Here is an 18241-nt window from a genome sequence, read left to right on the forward strand (position 1 = left end):
CGCTCGTAAGGGCGACCTTAAGAGCGCAGCTTCGCTACCGTGCCATGTTCCCGCAAGGCGGCCTTCGCCGGAGGCGTGCGCCATAGTCGGAGTGGGCTGTTTGCAAACTGAATCAAGACGTGATTTTTTCTCTCCCCAAGGAGAGCTTAGAGGAGTATTATACTTTTCGTCAATGGTTTTCGCATTGCAACAGTGAACCACTTAACCGCGGGAAGCAGGTGTCGGAGCAACAATTTCCGGTGACTCACGCATCTGAATTATGGACAAATGAAACGTTATGGGTCGCCTCTCTCTTTCCCTTCCCTTGCTCTTGCTTTTTTCTGGATCAGGACTTGCTCAAATTGCCAGCGGCGGCTTTTTGGGGCCGCTATCATCAAGCCCGACTATCAAGATATGCTACTACGTGGACCCCGGCTGCCCCGACAACTGTGACGCGACGTATCAGACCTGCGTAAAAAGCGGACGTAGTGAAGCGTCTTGCAACGAGTCAGCCGTCAGTTGCCGCCGCTCCTGCGAGCGACGGGGATCGCCCGGCGAGAATTGCTCAAGCAATTAAGAACGTGATCCGAAACCACGCTCGGTGGGAATGCCTCTGTCTATTGCTTGACACGACATTTCCCAGCTGGCCAAAATCGTTGGCAAAGGCCAATCATTTTGTTCTTTGGAACCACTGCGTTAGCTGCGACTCTCAATTGAAGACCCGGTCCACCGTCGGTGAACTCAAGCTCTGTTAACTTAATGAAGGGCAGCAATTCTGGGGGCGCAGAATAGCGCAACACGTCGCGCGGAAGGGCGTCTTCCAAGCCAGCCCTGACCCATGACTTCAGATTGATGTGAAACATATCTACAATATACTGCCCCAACCCGCTGAGGCGCGCTTTGGTGACATCGAGGTCGAACCAGATAGTCGAACTGCCGACGCCGCGAGGAGTAATTCGAATAGCCGCGGACCCCTGTTGCGAGATTGAAATGGACGAAGTTTTGGTTGTGTCCCACCAAGTCTCACATTCTCTCCACACCTCCCAACCACTGCATTTGAACTGAGGAACATCCATGTAGGTGCAATTCCGAAGAATGTAGCGCCCCTCCGATGACAATTCCGCCGCCGCACCATCGCGCACTAGTGCGATATTGAACATATCGAATTTCTCTGCGCACTCCTGGTCTACATAAGTGGCCTCGCGGATAATCGACGGAAGTTTGGATTGCAAATCAGATAGATCGATGATCGCGTTCATAGTAACGCGCACCGACTCCCCCTCCTCAAAAAAACGAAGGGTTGCGTCTATGTCAGAATAAATCGGCGTACCCTGAAGTGTTTTACTCAATACATTGTAACCTGTGAGCGACGCAGAATTCCGATCATACTTTACAACTGGTAAGTCGCAACTGTCACCACAGGTCAAATTAACCGACATTGACTGGTTGCCATTTGTGCTCTTTTCGTGAAAGTATTGAGTAGAGACGCCACTGCCACTGCAATCGTGTTGGGCGCGGTTGAAAGCGTTACGATCGTTAACGCAGAACGGATACCCGCCATCATTGCCCCAAATAAATAGTTTGTTCTTGGATTGAGCATAATAGTAAACAGCTGCCGCTTTTATCGGGACGTCAATCAAGTCACGACATTGGCCCGGCCAGCTCTTATACCATCCGCGCGACCACCACGAGTCGCCATTCGGATAGGCATAAGCCGAAAATAATGGAACAGGGGTTTTATTGCATAACGTAAACTTCGCCAAAGCACTAGAACAACTAAACTGGAGTAGTCCTGTTATCGCAACTGACAGCAGCACCAACGTGCGGAGCAACCATGCCGTTCCATGTGTGCGCATATCACCCTCCGATGCGGTCAACTACTTAGTGGGTCACCGCCGGGTCACCTTTACACAGCTTTTTTCCCCGACCGAGAATGCAACTACCCCCGGTTCGCTGGACACACTCACAATGTCGCCACCCCAATCGGTGTCTAGGCCGACGTCTGAAAACTTAAGCCGAGCGCGAGTTTGCGGCTCATCGAACATGAAGATGGACGATCCGGGCCTCAATGCCGCTGTAGCGCGAAGCAACTCTGGCACATAAATAGTCACTGCCGTCTCTGGGATTTGCGTGGTTAATGTGCATTCATCTCCATAGTTCACAAGAGCTCCGCCACTGATAATAGTGTCACTGCGATGGCATGGATCTTGGTTGACGCCGAACATCGAGCGCAGATCATCAGCCTTAATCGAAGACGGCTGAGATAAGAGCAGGGTTTGCAAAGCATCGATTGCTTTATATTCGGCCGCATCGACCTCTGCAGGCAGACAATACGGGCTGCCTGATGCACAGGCATCTCGGCACGATGCGATCGAATTGTCGGCCGGTGCTGTCGCTACGGTTCGCAACAAACTCAGTAACCTTGCTCCGGACGGGACTGGCGAGAATACCGCGGGAACTGGCTTCGCTCCCGTAATATTCCTGCCAAGCGCCATTGTGCCCATCCGATTGTCGGGGCTTGTCGTATTGAACGTCCAATCTTGACACGGACCGCCTTGAATATCTTCGAACTTGCCTGCCCAGTGTTTGGATTGGTCCGTTGTGTTGCCGCAAACCCGGCAGGGGTCTGGCACATCTGAAAGGCGGGAGCGTACGCCAGCCAATGCTTCTGCGCACGAGGCACCGCGCGCGGTGACATCACAAGTTCCTTTGTCGGTCTTGTTGTCTGAACCGACACATACGTATCGCCGTGTGATATAATACCCGTTCTCCGCTGGCGCTGGAGTATTGGTACTACTGCCCGACGGGATCTTCTCCATGCACCCGCAATCAGCGCTTCCGTGAACCCACCCTTCCGGGCACTTGTTCGTACAGAGGTCCGCGATCCCGCAACCGGAGAGGGACAGCAGAACGGCAAAAATTGAATGCGACTTTAGCAATCCGAAGCTGTATCTCATGTGATCGCCTCCAGCTCAAGTAGAGCGTCTGGGTCGTACGTTACTACTGCTGCCATCTCTCTCCGGCGAGGCGTTTTATGGTGCACGTAGTGCCTTCTCGGGCCTCCGATTCACGTTTTTGCTCAAGACTTATAATATTACTACCACGCTCGCGAAACGATACAGATAAAAGCTTCGGCTTGTATAGCGGGTTCTTCTGCAATAGCGGTGCGTCGAATTCTTCGCCTATTGATTTCAACCGCTGTTGAAGGCGCTTTGTTGTGTCACCAAGCTGAGTCGCCGCTAAGTCGGTCGCATCCTTAATCGATGAGTTAATTTCACTAGAAATTTGGCCGCCGAGGTCTGGAACATTGCTAGTGATATCGCCAGAACTGGATGACGAGACGTCAATCCCGGGAATTCCGTTCGACGTGGTCGGAGAAAACCGAAGCTGCATGCCAAGTTCACCTGATGCCAACTCGGCCTGTATGCCTGCCAAACATTCCCAATGGCGGGCTGTGACGCTCACGCTGACAATAAGAATCCCGCTACTGACACTAGTATGCACGCTCTCAATTTCGGCCTGCGAACCGCAGTCGTCATTGGGCAACTGAGCGCCGAGCTCCGAGCGTACCTGTTGTTCTATCGCGGCTTTCGCCTCTGGTACTTTGCCATAGAGCGTTTCGACGATCCGGTATACTTCTCCGGCGGCGGGAACAAACTCGAGTCTTCCCCCGTAGTCAATCTGAACGTTATGCTCCCCGATTGCCTCCTCGGAACTGCGCTCGGTAAGCTCTAGGGGGTCCAAGTTGCAAACTGCGGCAAGTGCCGCCTGAGAAGTGGCAGAACCGATCGCGGCACTGGCAAAGAACAATGTGCGCAACACAACTGACGATTGCGGCAGCCCCATAATAGTCGGCCTCCTCGATTTCTGAAAAAGAAATTGTTATGCCAGAGACTGGTCTCGTCCACGCAATTGCGCGACGCACACTGCTTCAATGTCGCTATGTCAAACTGCCGATCAACTGTCGGAAGTGTACTCGCAACACCTTGTGAGGTTCAATATCCGCCTGATCATTGCTTTTGTCAACGCAGCTGTATTTGACCGAGCCTATCGGTCTGCCAGTGCCGTAAGCCAATGCTGGCCGCTATGTCGCCACCAAACGTCCTGAACTTGATCCAGGAGTGCGAGCAACGAGTGGCGTTTGTCACCGTTCTGGACCCGCATGTTTCGACCCACAGCGAGATGGGCGATGTCGTACTGACGGTGCTCGGATTGGCGGCTAGACGGAACGCCGGTTCATCAAGGAGCGGCAGCGTGAAGGCACCGAAAAGGGCCAAAGCCATTGGCGGCCTAAAGGGGACGAGAGAGCTCGGATTGACCACCGACGCATCGTTGAAATGCACAGCGCCGACAGCACACTGCCTGTGCCTACCACTCGTCTAACCGCTAAAATCCAGCTTCCTTCTCAAGCGGGGTCGAGTCAAATACCGGATGCTTACGCAGTTCGCCCTCCTCGAAGTACGGTTCCGCGACAACTTTGAGCTGAAACAAGGGCTGTTGCACGCCAGTGACATCTGTTGATACCGCCACGCGTTCGTTCGTCCGTAGTCGCGTCGCAGCTGTGTTGTCGCGCTCCGGGATTGTCACAAGCACGCCTCTCCGCAAGTCGTCCGCACTAAAATGGTGACGGTCGACTTTGGCGGCGATAATCTGATCGAAGTCGGGCGCTTGCGTAATCTGATGAGCGAGAAAGAGTTCGTTACCATTGCCGAATAAAATATAGCGGAGCTCGGATCCTTTATCATCCGAGCTGAGCTCGCGGGAGTAGATGACTCGTGTGACTTGCACGTCTATGTCCTGCAACCCCACGACTATTTGATGACCGGGGCGCTCAAGGTGACCGCGAAAGACCGTGCCGAGAAAGTCTATACGCGCAGGCTGGGACTCTGGAGCGAACAACCGTGACAGAGCGAAAACGTCCGTTGGCCTGACCGTGTACATGCCTGCATCTGGGTGGTCCTTCCTATCCTCGGTGTAGAGCCTATCGACGCTCTCGGCCCCTTTCCCGAAAGTCACCTCGACGATCAGCTGGAAGCGATGCTCCGAATCGAACATCGGCAGGTGAGAGAGATAGGCGGTCTCTTTCCCGATTAGCATCATATTGTGGAGGCCGCAGTCAGGATTCCGGGTGCCGCCCATAGAGCAGTCAGAGTCGTTTTCGGCCAGCACGTAGAAAGAAGGCAGGAGGTAGGCGACCCCAACAACGAGGGCGCCAACGATCATGGAGATAGCCCGACGACGCCAATACATCCTTCTCACTGGATTGCTCATAGCCCGTGATCCTTGCAGGCGGGATTACTCGGCATTGTCTGTTGGCCAAAAATAGTTCCAAAGGAAACTACTTCATGCTACCTCGGACCTCCCAAACCAGCCAAGGCCGGACAGCGAGCCAGTTAGCTTCTCCATCGATTTGTTCGATAATTCGAGTGACATCGGACATCTCCCGGTGGAGAGAATGCGCCCGTTAGGCGCGGGAGTCCAGAAGTAAGGTAGTAGCGTCGCTTGCTTAAGTCTTACGCTTTGGTGGTACCTTCTTAGGAGGTGCCCTACCCCGCCTGCCTCGTGGCCGAGACCACCTATCCATCTGGTGGTTGCCCGCGGGTATGAAGAGCCCTACACAACACGGCGAAGGGTGGAGTGGAAGACGAAAATTCCTGAATTTAAATGGGACACAACAGCAATTAAACTTGATATTCTTGTATTTAAGATGGTCAGAAAGGAATGGAAATTCCACATTCTCAAATTGAAGAAGCTGACAAAACTCGATATACAAAAAGGAACAAGAAGAGGCCAATAATTTGGCGGAAGAAACTGACGCGACGGTGGCAAACAGCAAGCTGAGGTGCGAGAAGTATCGGCTGCTGAGATTAAATCGAAAATGGATGAACTCACGTCTACAATGAATGATGCCGCGAGACAGTTTGATCAGGCAATCGACGGGCTCGATAAGTCGATCGATGAACCGAACGCGAACAAGGTCGATCCTCACGGGGTGAGGGTAGAGCTGGAGCCTGGATAAGAGATAAATCTCTATGAAGCAAAGACCTGCTCGCAAAGCAAAAAGTGACAGCTTTGGAAGAGATGAAAAAACAGTTTGATGAACTTCAGGCGCAGCTGGACAAACTTACCTAGTTCGGACTCAATCATGCCCAGAAGGCGATGGCCGTGGCTCATGCCACGGCCAGACGAAGTTGACTGCGAGTTTGTCTAATCGCGTAGACCCGACTGGCCAAGGGTCTGGTTTCATCGGGTTCATCAGCGCTACGTCATCTCTGATCGATGCCGCCCGGGCGGACACTTTCAGATATCTTGGAGTATGCGAAGCGTGGGCTGCTGCCGTGTTCGCGGCTGTTGGCGGAAACCCCTTCGTGCGACGGTTCTCTGGTCAAGGACGATCGAGGCCAAACCATCATTGTCTACTTCGAAAAGAAACTCTGATGCCGACCGGGCCTAAAGGCCAAAAATGCCCGCCTGAGTTGTCTCCGTAGCCGCGACCGACGGACGCCCCAAAGCATTTCGCCATTCATCATGCCGCCTTCCGCCAACCGGCCCGCCAAGCTTCCCATTCGGAGCAGAACCATCGTTCCCCTCGCGCGGGGTTATGCGCGTGGCCGAGTAATATTCCTGGCCCGGTGCGTGATAGAAGCTGCGTGGCCGAATTATCTACAATATCAGCCACGACCAGCCGACCGAACCCTCGGGAGGTGGTCTTATTCTTGCATTCCGATCTTTGGGAGCTCCTCCCGTGTCTCGTGTCCCGGGGACTTTCCGATTTTCGATATCTTGTGCAAGCTCCCCATCGTAATCTGCCCGCGCGATAGTTGCTTCAACAGGAGGACGTGATGAAACCAAATCGATTTGTGTTCGGGCTGGTTGTGGTGGGCTCCCTCGTTTTTTCGTTGCCCGCACTCGCGAAGGACAGCAATTTCAGATCCGAAATGGAGAAGCTTGCACTAACTTGGTCGGAGGCGTTCAAACGCGGTGACGTGGAGGGATTGAATGCTCTTTATTCAGGTGGCGCAATAGTTATGCCTCCGGACAACATTCACGTGCCGGGCGACATAGCGGACGTTTCATGGAAGGGGTACATTGAGAGGCACCCAGGATTGGAGTGCGGAATTAAGAATCATGGCGCAGTGTTGAAGGGTGACCTCGCGTATGCATGGGGCATCCAGACGTGTACTGCAGCTGCGAGCAAAACTGTCTCCACTAATGGGAACTACACGATGATGTTAGAACGAAGGAATAACCGTTGGATCATCTTGCTCCACATCTGGAATGGCGTTGCCCGGTAGGAGAAGCATGGGCATCAGTAAGTTTCCTGTCCCAGCGCTATGCTGATGTGGTGCGGGGGCAAGACCTATCTTCGGAAGTGTCGGTGCCAATGATAAGACATACGGCGCGATCCGCGAGGACCGGCTTTTGTACACCGGAAAAGCTTGGGAGAAAATTTTCTACCAAAAACCTCGCCGTGTAGTCATTCTCTGGTCGCCGACGCCAATCCGGCAGGCCCTTATCAACCCTCGGGCGATCCTTCTTTGCCCGGGTGCAGTCAACAACCCAGAGCATGTCCCGATAGAAAGTAAGCGCTGTTCTCAGGCCACGGCTTTGAGCTCGAGCTTGTTGATGTAGGCCCAGGGCAGGAGATCGTCGATCTGGCTGTTAGGGTGGCCGTTGACGATCCTGGTGAGGACATCGTCGAGATAGCCCAGCGGCTCAACGCCGTTGAGCTTGCAGGTTTCAATCAGCGAGGCGACAACGGCCCAGTGTTCGGCGCCGCCGTCAGAGCCTGCGAAGAGCGCATTCTTGCGGTTGAGCGCGATGGGACGGATGGAGCGCTCGACCACGTTGCTGTCGATCTCGATGCGGCCGTCTTCGAGGAAGCGCGAGAGGCCTTCCCAGCGTGAGAGCGTGTAGCGGATCGCCTCTGCGAGCTTGGTCTTCTGACTGATCAGGCCGAGCTTCTCACGCAGCCATGGGTCGAGTGCAGCTACGATTGGAGTACTCTTCTCCTGGCGTGCGGCAAGGCGTTCGTCGGCCGATCTGCCGCGGATATCGTCCTCGATCTTATAAAGGTCGGCGATCCGTCTCAGCGCCTCGCTGGCAATCGGCGCGGGGCCGGCTGCTGCCAGTTCATAAAAGCGTCGACGCACATGTGCCCAGCAGAAGGCGAGCGTTACGCCGCTTTTGTCAGCCAGCACGCGATAGCCACCATAGCCGTCGACCTGCAGGATTCCGCCAAAGCCCGCGAGATGGGCGATCGGACGCTCAGCCTTTCGGTCCGGCGCATAGACATAGGCGACGCCCGGCGGATCGCTTCCCTCCCATGGTCGGTCATCGCGGGCATAGGCCCAGAGTTGGCCGGTCTTCGTCTTGCCGCGGCCGGGATCGAGCACCGGCGCCGTCGTCTCGTCGGCGAACAGTTTTGGTGAGGTCTTCAATTTGCCAAGCAATCGCTCGTGTACCGGACGCAGATGCCAGGCGGCGCGGCCGACCCAGTCGGCGAGCGTGGAGCGATCGAGATTGATGCCTTGCCGGGGATAGATCTGCGCCTGACGATAGAGCGGCAAGTGATCGGCGTATTTGGAGACCAGCACCTGGGCGACCGTTGCCTCGGTCGGAAGACCTCCCTCGATCAGCCGGGCCGGCGCGGGAGCCTGAACGACCACATCCTCACAGGCGCGGCAGGCATATTTGGGCCGGCGCACGACGATCGCACGCAACTGCGGCGGAAGGATATCGAGCCGCTCGCTCACGTCCTCGCCGATACGATGCAGGCCACTGCGGCAGCACGGGCAGGCTTGATCCTCGATGTCGACTATCTCCACGCGCGGCAGATGGGGTGGCAGCGCGCCCCCGTTCGCTCGGCGCCTCGTGGCCTTTGCTTGGCGCTCGGCGGGAGCAGATTGCTCCTTCTCTTCCTCACCGGCCGCCTCGATCTGCTCGGCCTCTTCGAGCCCCAACAGCAATTGATCTTCGGGGAGTCTCTCAGCACGACGGCCGAAGCGGTGGCGCTGCAATTCCTTGATGATCTGGCGTTCTCGACGTCGCGCGCCAAGACCATCGCCTTCAGCGCGTCCGGATCGTCGGGAAGCTGGTCAGCAGTCATCGCCATGACAGGATCAGACCATATTCGCCGACAGCCCGCGAAGCGGAATCCAAGCTGATTCACTTCGTCGCGGGTCAGCCGGCCTGGGCTGGAACGCGGGTCCGGCGCGCCTCGTGGACTCGCCGCCAGTCAAGCCCTTCGAGTAGCGCGGAGAGCTGCGCGGCGGTCAGCCGCATCATGCCCTCATGCACTTTCGGCCAGCGGAACTCCCCATCCTCCAAACGCTTGGCATAGAGGCAAACCCCGGTGCCATCCCAGAAGATCAGCTTGATCCGTCAGTCCGCTTCGCCCGGAAGACGTAGACGGCCCCGCTGAACGGATCGGCCCCCATTGTCTCTCGCACCAGCGCCGCAATCCCTCCGCACCTTTGCGGAAGTCGACGGGCTTCGTCGCCACCATGACCTTGACCGCACCCGTCGGCCCGATCACGTCGTTGCCTTAAGCGCGCGGATTATAGCAGCCACCGTTTTGGTGTCGGCGCCGCGGCCAACGCGCATGGCGACTCCGTCGATCTCAAGCTCGATCACGCCAGCGTCGCGGACCGCCTTTTGCTTCCGTGGTCGTGCTGGGCGCTGCGCCACCGGTTCCGGCAAGGACGCCGCAACCACCGCAGGAACGAATAGTGATTCTGATGCCGGCGCCTCCGCCGAGGGCTGACGCGCAGCCCGGCGCCAAGCAAACAATTGCTATGGGGAAAGCGCATATCGGCGAGCTACAGCACAAACCGTCTCGCCAGCCACGTAGCTCTCCGCGACGATCCGCGCCTTCTCCTCTGGAGGCCATTCGCGTCGCCGGCCGGAGCCCGTGAACACCTCGAACCGGCGCACCGGCCCCAAGTCGTTCGACTTAAGCGTAAGCTCTGAAATCGTCATATATCGAAGCCCTCAAAGGCTCCGAACATCGTCCTTCACGCCGATCCCCGAAAGGTGCCGTCGGAACATCGCTTACGATAGAAACGCTCCCGGGACAGTCGCTCGGCTGGACTGATCGTTGAGCGCTGAAACTCGATCACAAGACCATGGGGAGTTTGGACATCTGCAATGTGGCGCTCACCGGTCGTTTCCGACCGCCTGAGCATCTCCTGCCACGAGACCGGAAACAGGTTTGTCCAGCGGCGATGCCATTTGGTTTCAGGTTCCCACCAAAGGTCACAACCCTTGCTACTCTTGTGCGCCCAATCCCAGACTAGTTGTGTCCACATTTCGCAATCACAGGCCCGTCGCAGGCCGGACAACGGCCACTAAGTGTCGGTTTTGGTTCGCACCCCCACCATCATCGACCCGTGCGAATTTCACATCCAAATCCCTGTAATAGCATACAGACCAGCCGATAGCAGCACCGTTGACCAACGACCTCAGGTGCGCCCCCTCGTTGCCATTGAAGTATGGCCCTCTTGGATCCATTCGTCCTAGCAGAAAACAAAGAGCGCGCGATCTTATCTGGCGCTACGCAGGTTCCATGGGAGGGCGTATTTCTTGATCAGACCTAACTCTAGCCCAGCGCTGCCATGAACCGGAAGGCCGTTCCACTCCATGTCGGGCGGGAAGGCAGCGTAGACATCTACTTTAGGATGCGTTGCCAACTCAGAAATCATCGTTGCGTTGATGCGAAGGCGGGAGCGCGCGGGTATGATATCGCCGCCAGACGTGATGATACGGGCGAACGTTGGTTGATTGAGGCCAAGGGCGGCGCGCACTCAGGAGGCGATACCTCGAACGATGCTTGGTCAAGAACCGGTGCTGCTTTCTTGATGACTGCAGGATGACGGTTTCAGAAAGACATTCCGGGCGAGCGGTTTGCCATTGGCATCCCATCGTCTCGCTGGTTCGACATTCACGCTGGCCGGATATCGCCAGCGCTGGAGTACCTCGGCATCTCCCTATTTCAGGTAAGTGACGACGGAACGGTGACTTTTACCGAGAACTGTCCCCGAACCGAGTAGGCGGACGCAGCCGAGATAGCCTTAGTCGCAAGAACAAAGGGCTATTCAGCGTTATCCTCGTCGCTTTCGTCGGCAGGGACTTCATCGTCCGGCGCTGGCTGTTGCTCGTCAACGTAGGCCTGACAGCCTTCGTTGAAGGATTGGCTGTTGCCGTGCAATCGGTGGCGTCCGAAATACCATTTCGTTCGGCCCAATCGTATCCTGCTTGGTGCCCCGAACAGTCTGCGGTGCAGTCGTAACCGTCAAAGGCCTGCTGCGCCATGCCAGGACATATTGTCAGCCCCAGCCATACAATCGCGCCATAGGCGGCAAATCTGCGAATCGAGATCATCGGCTCAAGGCTTCGGTCGTCGAGCGGCAGGCTTCTTGGTGGCGGCTCGTTTGCCAGCTTTGACTACAGCCTTGCGTCCAAGGCCCGACGACTTGGCAAGAGCCGATCGTTGAGCGGCATAGTTTGGAGCCACCATCGGATAGTCTCGAGCCAAGCCCCATTTGGACCGGTATTCCTCCGGGGTTAGGCCGTAGTGGACATTGAGGTGCCGCTTTAGAGATTTGAATTTCTTACCGTCCTCAAGGCAAACGATGTAGTCCGGAAACACTGACCTCTTCGGATTGACTGGGGGAATGAGCTCGGTCTTAGCCGATTGTGCAGGTTTTCCGATGGTCGATAGGGCAGAATTGACGCTGGCAATCAGTTCCGGGAGACCGCTCGCGGGAACAGGGTTCTTCTGCACATAGGCCGACACAATTTCAGCGGTGAGCTCCAGGAGGTCGGGGGCTGCAATTGCTTCATCTTCATTTGCCATAGTCATGTACTCTCCATGGGATCAGCTTCCTCGTAGTGAGGAATTGCCCGGGCTTCAACATCATTGGTTCACGGAGTTGACTTGCTCGGTGTGCTCCAAACCCGCTCGGCGGCCGAGGTATGGGAAGATGTGCTTGTTTGCCTTCCCCCTGCCAGATAGCTTGGCAGCAAGAACGAGTACATCGCCATGCCTGCATACTCGGGGAAAGCACAACCCTACTTGGATGCCATTGCCGGAAGTGTTCTTGCGTTCGGGCTCGTCAGAGACTGGTTAATCAAAGGCACCTCTGCCGAGACCAATCATACCGGAAGCTCCCGTCCTACTAGACGAGCAGCGCGGTCCGCGCTGCCAGATCCGCACTATGCAGCCATTCTGGGCGAACTATTGGTGTGGCTTAGACAGCCGTTGTACCTGCCGAATACCCAATAGCAAGGGTCTTGAATCAGACGCGACCTTCTTCTTTCAAAACTCGTTCGGGCGCATCCTGGCGGTGCATATTGAGTTTAAGCACCCGGTGAGCGCTTTGGTTATCGGACTGAAAGGAGTTGGGGCCTGTTTCGCTGCTAGTAAATCGTTAGTGCGACTGGATTGTCTTGATTACTTCTTGGACAATCTTGACGACCGCACCTATTCCGCCCATTATCAAAGTAAATATCGGTTTGTCGCTTTCCACAACTCGGGCCCATAGAGTCAGTATCACCTCCTGTAGAGGTTTCAGGAGAAATGACAACATAAATAGCAAAATGATGATAATTCGTCCAATATTTAGTAGCTCGGAGAGAAATTCCGAATATATATTGGACGCCGTGAACCCATCATAGCCGAAGTCAAACCAAACGTCGTTGTTTTTATACGGAATCCAAGACCACCGCTCTATAACGCCGCCTGCAGAAAACTTCAATATGCCAAGAAAATCTGCAAAAGCGCTGTCCGATCCACCTGCATATTGCCATGTAGATATCACGGATATTACCTGCAACGCTGCCTCAGTAATCCCTGTCGCTATCAGCGAAAAGAAATATTGCGCTGTAAAGATGACAGTAATATAGATAAAGCTAGCCGTCCTGGAGACTGGCAAGCGGAAGCTTGAGATCGCGGAGATGTAACGGGTAACGCTTATGTTTATGGAAAACATAGCAGACGCAACACACAGAGACCCTATAATTAGTAGCATATCCTGCTGTCCTTCAGCGAAGTAATCAGCAAAGCCAAATCTGGCTATAGGAATGGCTACCGTATAGAGTATGCCAACACAAAATACGAAGGCGACGGCTACGAACCGACGAGACGAGAAGAACTGGCCAAAGAGGCGATCTATCGTGTTGGTCGCAAAACCGGCCTCTTTTCTACCGAAATTGTCTAATCTAACATCGCTCCACGCTATCCATTTTTCTTCCAGCCATCCTCTCAGCCTCTTCTGACCAGCGCTGCCGATAACAAAATCGATAAAGACACCGACGGTGGTGAAGGTCGCCACGACAGATAGGAATTCTACCCACGACAAGTTCACCCCCCCCTCAGCGTGAAAGATGCGCGAGATAATAAGGTGGGAAATCGTTTTTGTCGTCCGGTACCTGCACCTCTTACCTTACATTCAGCGATCAGAAGTGCGGCAGGAAGCCCGAACCGTGTGGCATTGTGATAATACCTTCGAAATGGCAGGACATGCCGTCGGCCCTTGTAACATAACATCGAATGGCTCATCGCTTCGGTCGGCGACCGACAGGCTTCATGCTGGCGACGGGCTTGGAGGCGAGTTTGCAAGCCCCGCGGATTTCGCTCGGTGATGACCAGTGCACAATGCGATGGCATCACGGCCCTTGTCGGGCGAGCGGCATGGCACCCTCGGGCAAATCCTTGATCAAGTCCATTGTGCGATGTCGCTCTTCTGCCTTCCGTGAGCGTCAGCTAGATCGACCTGCCTCGAAGACGGAAAGAAGTTCAAATCGCTTAAACGCCATCTCGGCGCTTACTACGATCCGACACCCGATGAATACCGCGAAAATGGGGTTTGAAGTCAGATTACCCAATGGTTGCGCCGAACTCCGCCGCCCACCGGTCCGTCGATTGTCAAGCCGTTTGTATTGCTTCTTGCCCACCATGAATGTGCGCAAGATCATTGGCTGGAATCTCCGCAACCTCCGCGTCGAACGCGGCCTCGCAGGAGCGACTGGCGTTGGCGGCTGAGATCGATTGCTAGTGCGTCGGTCGCGTCGAGCGCGGCTCGGAAAACGTCACGACCGATACCTTGGAGGCTTTGGCAACGGTCCTTGGGGTGCCCGCCGCCGCTCTTTGATCGAGCCTGCCAAAGGGGCTCGGCACCCAATGCCCCTGCCGTCCGGCAGAAAGCCGAAGCAAGGCTAGAGGGTCTGGCGGATGTAGCCCTGTGCCCCGTGCAGAGGATAACACTAGCCTCCTCCGGCAGCATGACCGTCATGACCCGAATGGTGACGGTCGGGTCGGAGGCATCTGGGACAGGTTTACAAGCGCCCGGTCGTAGTAGTCAATCTTGAAGAAGAGCTGCCGATCGCCGACGTGCAGCAGAGCGCAATCGTGCTGGCCCCACGGATCGTTGTTCTCGTCGAATGCGTCGAAGTTGGCGATGGCCAGCAGGATGGCGGCAATCTCGTTGGCAGGCAGTGCTGCGACGCCAACAGTCATCACCATGCGCCCGCCAGCGCCCGTCTGGCGTAGTTGATCGTTGAGGGATACGCGCCGTTCGATCAGCCGCCGACAGCCGAGCGACGCGCTCTGTTGAGCATGTCATGGGGTGGTTCCTTCGAATGGGTGTGTGATTGAGGGGGTGTGGCGGGCCGGGCGGAACTTGCAACAGGCATAGATTTTCTTCGTCCCGGTGATGAGTTGGTGGTGACGCGCCTCGACCGGCTCGGCCGCGACACGCGTGACGTGCTCAACCTGATTTATGAGTGTGAGCAGAAAGGCGCTTTCGTGACGGTGCTCGACCCACACGTTTCGACTCGGGGCGAGATGGGCCATATCTGGCCCTGACCACGGAGGGCCATCACTTTGTTTCGATCAAGCCGCTGCTTGCCCCCTTTGTAAGCTCCCTCGCGCTTAGCTTCTCGATGCCGTCCCGTTGCCGCTCTTTGATGAACCGGCGCTCCGTTTGCGCTACCATTCCGAGCACCGTCAGCACGACAGAGCCCGACACAAATCGCAAAGCTGATGGGCTGCTCACGGATGCAGTGTATCGGATACTCGACCAGAATGTGCTGGTCCGATGAGCCACGCTTTGTGAGAACGTGCAATTCCCCGGTACGCTTGGAATTTCTTCGGAGAGCCCGAAACGGTGGCGACCGGGCCGATATCGAAGTGATTTTTGTTGCAGTCACATTAACGGGCTCGCCGTCCTCAACCACGAGCATCAAATCAATACTATCACCGTCGTCCTGATCGTTTGGAAGGCTACTCGTTCTAAACCGCAAGTTTATAAACGGGCTCGATCCATCACAATACATCGAAAATCGCCGTAGTCGTTTGATATATCTAATTTCTCGTCTCGATCTATTGTCCATCTATTTGGAAACCGTCTGCGCCCGCAGATCCGGTTAAGCAGAAGGCGTATCCCAAAAAAACCAACCCGGACAGCGTGTTGAGGTCGGCAAAACTGAGGAACCTCATCGGATATACTCCCGGTTACGTCGCGTCCAAATGTCAATCCATACGGCTAACGCGTACCTCAATTGATACCTCGTCGGAGAACGGTAAACTCGGCATAAGGAAGATGATACCACCCCCAAGCCGAATTAATTCATACCCCATCTGTCATTGCAGAGACCGCTGATATGTGATGAACTGGATACCAGCTTTCGGGTGTGAAGTCATTTGAGGATTGGAGGGACGGCGCATGCGGTACTTCTTTTTGGCGTCACTAGTTTCGATAATTCCGGTCGCTTCTTGGGCCGAGGAGGCTCCAGACAAATCTCAAACCTGCAAGGCGGAGCAGTCTGGGGTTGATCAGGTCGGTGGCAAGTATAAGCCCATATTTGATAGATATCAACAAGATGGCGAAGATCTGAAAAACTCCGACGACGCCAAAAAATTCAATGTCGATCTAACTTGGGCTGAAACAGAAATAAAATTTGGTACGCCATCCGTGACAATAAAAGATCAGAAGATGACCTTCGGCGTTCCTCAAGTTACGATGAAAACTCAAGATATTACCTTCGGTACGCCCAGCATTCGAATGAAGCGAATTAAGACAGGCCAGATTCCAGAGTTCACATGCACCGACACATGGATCACCGGCCCATTCGGACTCAAAACTAAGGGCGTCCCGAGCTGCACAACTCACTGGACGGATACGTACGCTGATGTACCCGAACCATTTCTCCAGCAACAACATATTAGGGTTGACATACCAGAAATCAAATTTGCCGATACAAGTATTGTGGTTGGCGTTCCAGAATTTTTTATGCAGCAGCAAAGAATTGTTATTAGTGTTCCTCAGGTCAAAGTGAGTTCTGTAATATTGAATTCCAAACCTTTGAAGGACAAAGCAGACCAACTTTCTAACGAGGTTGCAAGTACGAAGTCGGCCGAGGTTAAGGAGATGGGTGAGGCAGTCCACTCCCTCTATGCTTGCTATCGTGCGGACTTGACGCAGCAGCGTTCTGCGGCCGAGCAGCAATTCACGACCTCATTGGCGCAGATGGACGGCATCATTCAGAGCCTACGGAGCCAAGGAGCTGATCCAACGAAACTGTCGGGGCCAGACGGAGAGGTTGATTTGGTGGCGAAGCGCGCCGAGCTTGCGCGGCAACGAGACGATGCGATGGGGAAGTTCGACAGCGCGCTTGCAAATCTGGATTCGAGCGAGAAGGCCGCTTTAGATCAAATGCAGTCGTAGTTTGGGGAGTGCAGTCCGACTGCTACCCATCTAGGAAACTGCAATTCGGTTGGAGGGTTAATAACATGAACATTTTTGTAGGCTCGCTCTTTTTGGCGGCCAGCATTCCGAGTGTTGCCCTTGCAGGATCGCAGTGCATGGACCAGCAAACCCAACTTAAGTCGGTGGCAGAAAAATACGTCAGCGCGTATAGCGCCTATGGGGATGAGAGCAATCAGGATCAGACATCTCCGGCGGACGAAACAGGTGGGGACTCCGGTACGACTATCAACGCCGATTTTGACGTTAAATGGGCAGATACGGACATTATTTTTGACACTCCCACTGTCACTATCAAGCAGCAGAGACTGATATTCGGGGTCCCTCAGGTGACCATGAAGACGCGGGATATCATCTTTGGAACGCCCAGCGTTCGGATTAAAAGGGTAAAAACGGGCCAGTATCCGGAATTCTACTGTGATACGAGCGCGGTGATCCCCAAATGCACGGTCAAATGGAGTGACACGTTTGCGGATATTCCGGAGGCCTTCTTAGAGCAGCAGCACATCAAGCTCGACATCCCGGAATTCACGTTCGGCGATGTGCAGTTGATTGTCGGCGTGCCAGAGTTTTCAATGGAAAGACAGCACTGGATTGTGGGACTGCCTCAATTTACTCTCAAGGATGTCAGCGTTACGAGCGGCCCGTCAAATGATCCTTCTGCGCCTGCACCAGAGCCGGAAGGGGATGAAGCAACTTTGGCCCAAAGGCTAGGACAAACGAAGCAACAACAGGTGGCGGATATGAGCAGCGCAACCCACGCGCTCTATGATTGCTTCCGTAGTGATCTTGCCATGCAAGCGACCTCTGTTGGCGCACAGTACAAACTAGCAATCGATCAATTGGACGCATTGACCGCCAATCTTGTTGCGCACGGTGCCGATCCGAGAAATTTGAAGAATGACGACGGGACAACGTCAGATATACCCAGCAGACGGGATCAATTAGTGGCTGAGCGAGATCGAGCCCTAGGTGTTCTGTCAAGCACTCTGGAGGACTTGAATGCCCGCGAGCGCGCGATGTCTGACAAGCTAAATTGACTCGGAACTTTCACGTACGAGGTCTGTAGTGCAATTGCTGAGGCCCTTAGGTTGCAAGTGCGTTTCGTAGACCACAGTGTGCGTTTGAAAGCAGCAATTGGGAAGCGCAAGGTTTGTTATGTCGCCCCGCGCTCTTCGCCGGCTCCGACGGCGGCGCCGAGCACTGGGCAACGATCGCTTCGCTGATCGAGACATGCAAGCTCAACGGCGTCGAGCCTCACACTTACCTCGCTGACGTGATCGCCCGGATCGTCGCCGGCCATCCACAAAGCCAGATCGACGATCTGCTGCCTTGGGCCTACAGACCTATGCCGCTCAAGGCCGTGGCCTGAGAACACCGGTTACAAAATTACTTTGGCCCTTGAGCATCCTGAATCGTACGCCTCCGGCGAAGGCCGCCTTGCGGGAACATGGCACGGTAGCGAAGCTGCGCTCTTAAGGTCGCCCTTACGAGCG

11 protein-coding genes and 6 pseudogenes are annotated in these 18241 nt (G+C 55.0%); 6 read left to right on the plus strand and 11 right to left on the minus strand.

Features of this window, described 5'->3' with window-relative positions; all coding sequences use genetic code 11:
- Positions 1-596: 596 nt before the first annotated feature.
- The 4 genes from AC0L2P_RS31415 to AC0L2P_RS31430 all read right to left on the minus strand — a co-directional run bounded on the left by AC0L2P_RS31415 (position 597) and on the right by AC0L2P_RS31430 (position 5202).
- Positions 597-1835 (minus strand): DUF1036 domain-containing protein, encoded by a 1239-nt coding sequence (locus AC0L2P_RS31415; protein WP_473507076.1) that lies wholly within the window; start codon positions 1833-1835, stop codon positions 597-599.
- 33 nt (positions 1836-1868) lie between these two features.
- Positions 1869-2798, minus strand: a complete 930-nt coding sequence (locus AC0L2P_RS31420) for a hypothetical protein (protein ID WP_473507078.1) — start codon at positions 2796-2798, stop codon at positions 1869-1871.
- 181 nt (positions 2799-2979) lie between these two features.
- A complete protein-coding gene (locus tag AC0L2P_RS31425) occupies positions 2980-3825 on the minus strand; it encodes a hypothetical protein (RefSeq protein ID WP_473507080.1) in 846 nt (281 codons plus the stop codon).
- A 540-nt stretch (positions 3826-4365) separates the two neighbouring features.
- A complete protein-coding gene (locus AC0L2P_RS31430; RefSeq protein ID WP_473507082.1) occupies positions 4366-5202 on the minus strand; it encodes a hypothetical protein in 837 nt (278 codons plus the stop codon).
- Between the two features lie 1619 nt (positions 5203-6821).
- On the opposite strand from AC0L2P_RS31430, the gene AC0L2P_RS31435 reads away from it, so the two are divergent.
- A complete protein-coding gene (locus AC0L2P_RS31435) occupies positions 6822-7274 on the plus strand; it encodes a YybH family protein (protein WP_473507084.1) in 453 nt (150 codons plus the stop codon).
- 300 nt (positions 7275-7574) lie between these two features.
- On the opposite strand, the pseudogene tnpC reads toward AC0L2P_RS31435, so the two are convergent.
- The 5 genes and pseudogenes from tnpC to AC0L2P_RS31460 all read right to left on the minus strand — a co-directional run bounded on the left by tnpC (position 7575) and on the right by AC0L2P_RS31460 (position 13313).
- Positions 7575-9094 (minus strand): annotated as a pseudogene (gene tnpC, locus AC0L2P_RS31440) (IS66 family transposase).
- 68 nt (positions 9095-9162) lie between these two features.
- Positions 9163-9517: pseudogene (gene tnpB, locus AC0L2P_RS31445) on the minus strand (IS66 family insertion sequence element accessory protein TnpB).
- Between the two features lie 257 nt (positions 9518-9774).
- Complete coding sequence (locus AC0L2P_RS31450) at positions 9775-9960, minus strand: transposase (protein ID WP_473507086.1); 186 nt, start codon at positions 9958-9960, stop codon at positions 9775-9777.
- A gap of 1405 nt (positions 9961-11365) precedes the next feature.
- The gene (locus AC0L2P_RS31455) at positions 11366-11836 is read right to left on the minus strand and encodes a Ros/MucR family transcriptional regulator (RefSeq protein ID WP_473507096.1); all 471 of its coding nucleotides are present in this window, start codon (positions 11834-11836) and stop codon (positions 11366-11368) included.
- Between the two features lie 574 nt (positions 11837-12410).
- On the minus strand, positions 12411-13313 hold the full coding sequence (locus AC0L2P_RS31460; RefSeq protein ID WP_473507088.1) for a hypothetical protein: 903 nt from the start codon (positions 13311-13313) through the stop codon (positions 12411-12413).
- A gap of 442 nt (positions 13314-13755) precedes the next feature.
- Between AC0L2P_RS31460 and AC0L2P_RS31465 the strand changes: the two are divergent.
- Positions 13756-13940: pseudogene (locus AC0L2P_RS31465) on the plus strand (MucR family transcriptional regulator); the annotation flags it as partial.
- Between the two features lie 329 nt (positions 13941-14269).
- Here the strand turns inward: AC0L2P_RS31465 and AC0L2P_RS31470 are convergent.
- Positions 14270-14503 carry a DUF3768 domain-containing protein gene (locus AC0L2P_RS31470; RefSeq protein ID WP_473507090.1) on the minus strand — a complete coding sequence of 78 codons (234 nt, stop codon included), beginning with the start codon at positions 14501-14503 and terminating at the stop codon, positions 14270-14272.
- A gap of 138 nt (positions 14504-14641) precedes the next feature.
- Here AC0L2P_RS31470 and AC0L2P_RS31475 point away from each other — a divergent pair.
- Positions 14642-14836: pseudogene (locus AC0L2P_RS31475) on the plus strand (recombinase family protein); the annotation flags it as partial.
- Positions 14837-14838: 2 nt separating this feature from the next.
- On the opposite strand, the pseudogene AC0L2P_RS31480 reads toward AC0L2P_RS31475, so the two are convergent.
- Positions 14839-15002, minus strand: a pseudogene (locus AC0L2P_RS31480) (recombinase family protein); the annotation flags it as partial.
- Positions 15003-15704: 702 nt separating this feature from the next.
- Between AC0L2P_RS31480 and AC0L2P_RS31485 the strand changes: the two are divergent.
- From AC0L2P_RS31485 to AC0L2P_RS31495, 3 genes and pseudogenes are all read left to right on the plus strand, one after another.
- The gene (locus AC0L2P_RS31485) at positions 15705-16706 is read left to right on the plus strand and encodes a hypothetical protein (protein ID WP_473507092.1); all 1002 of its coding nucleotides are present in this window, start codon (positions 15705-15707) and stop codon (positions 16704-16706) included.
- A gap of 65 nt (positions 16707-16771) precedes the next feature.
- Entirely contained in the window at positions 16772-17785 is a 1014-nt protein-coding gene (locus AC0L2P_RS31490; RefSeq protein WP_473507094.1) for a hypothetical protein, read from the plus strand.
- Between the two features lie 128 nt (positions 17786-17913).
- Positions 17914-18117: pseudogene (locus tag AC0L2P_RS31495) on the plus strand (transposase domain-containing protein); the annotation flags it as partial.
- Between the last annotated feature and the right edge of the window lie 124 nt (positions 18118-18241).

This window comes from Mesorhizobium sp. WSM4836 (assembly GCF_055811815.1).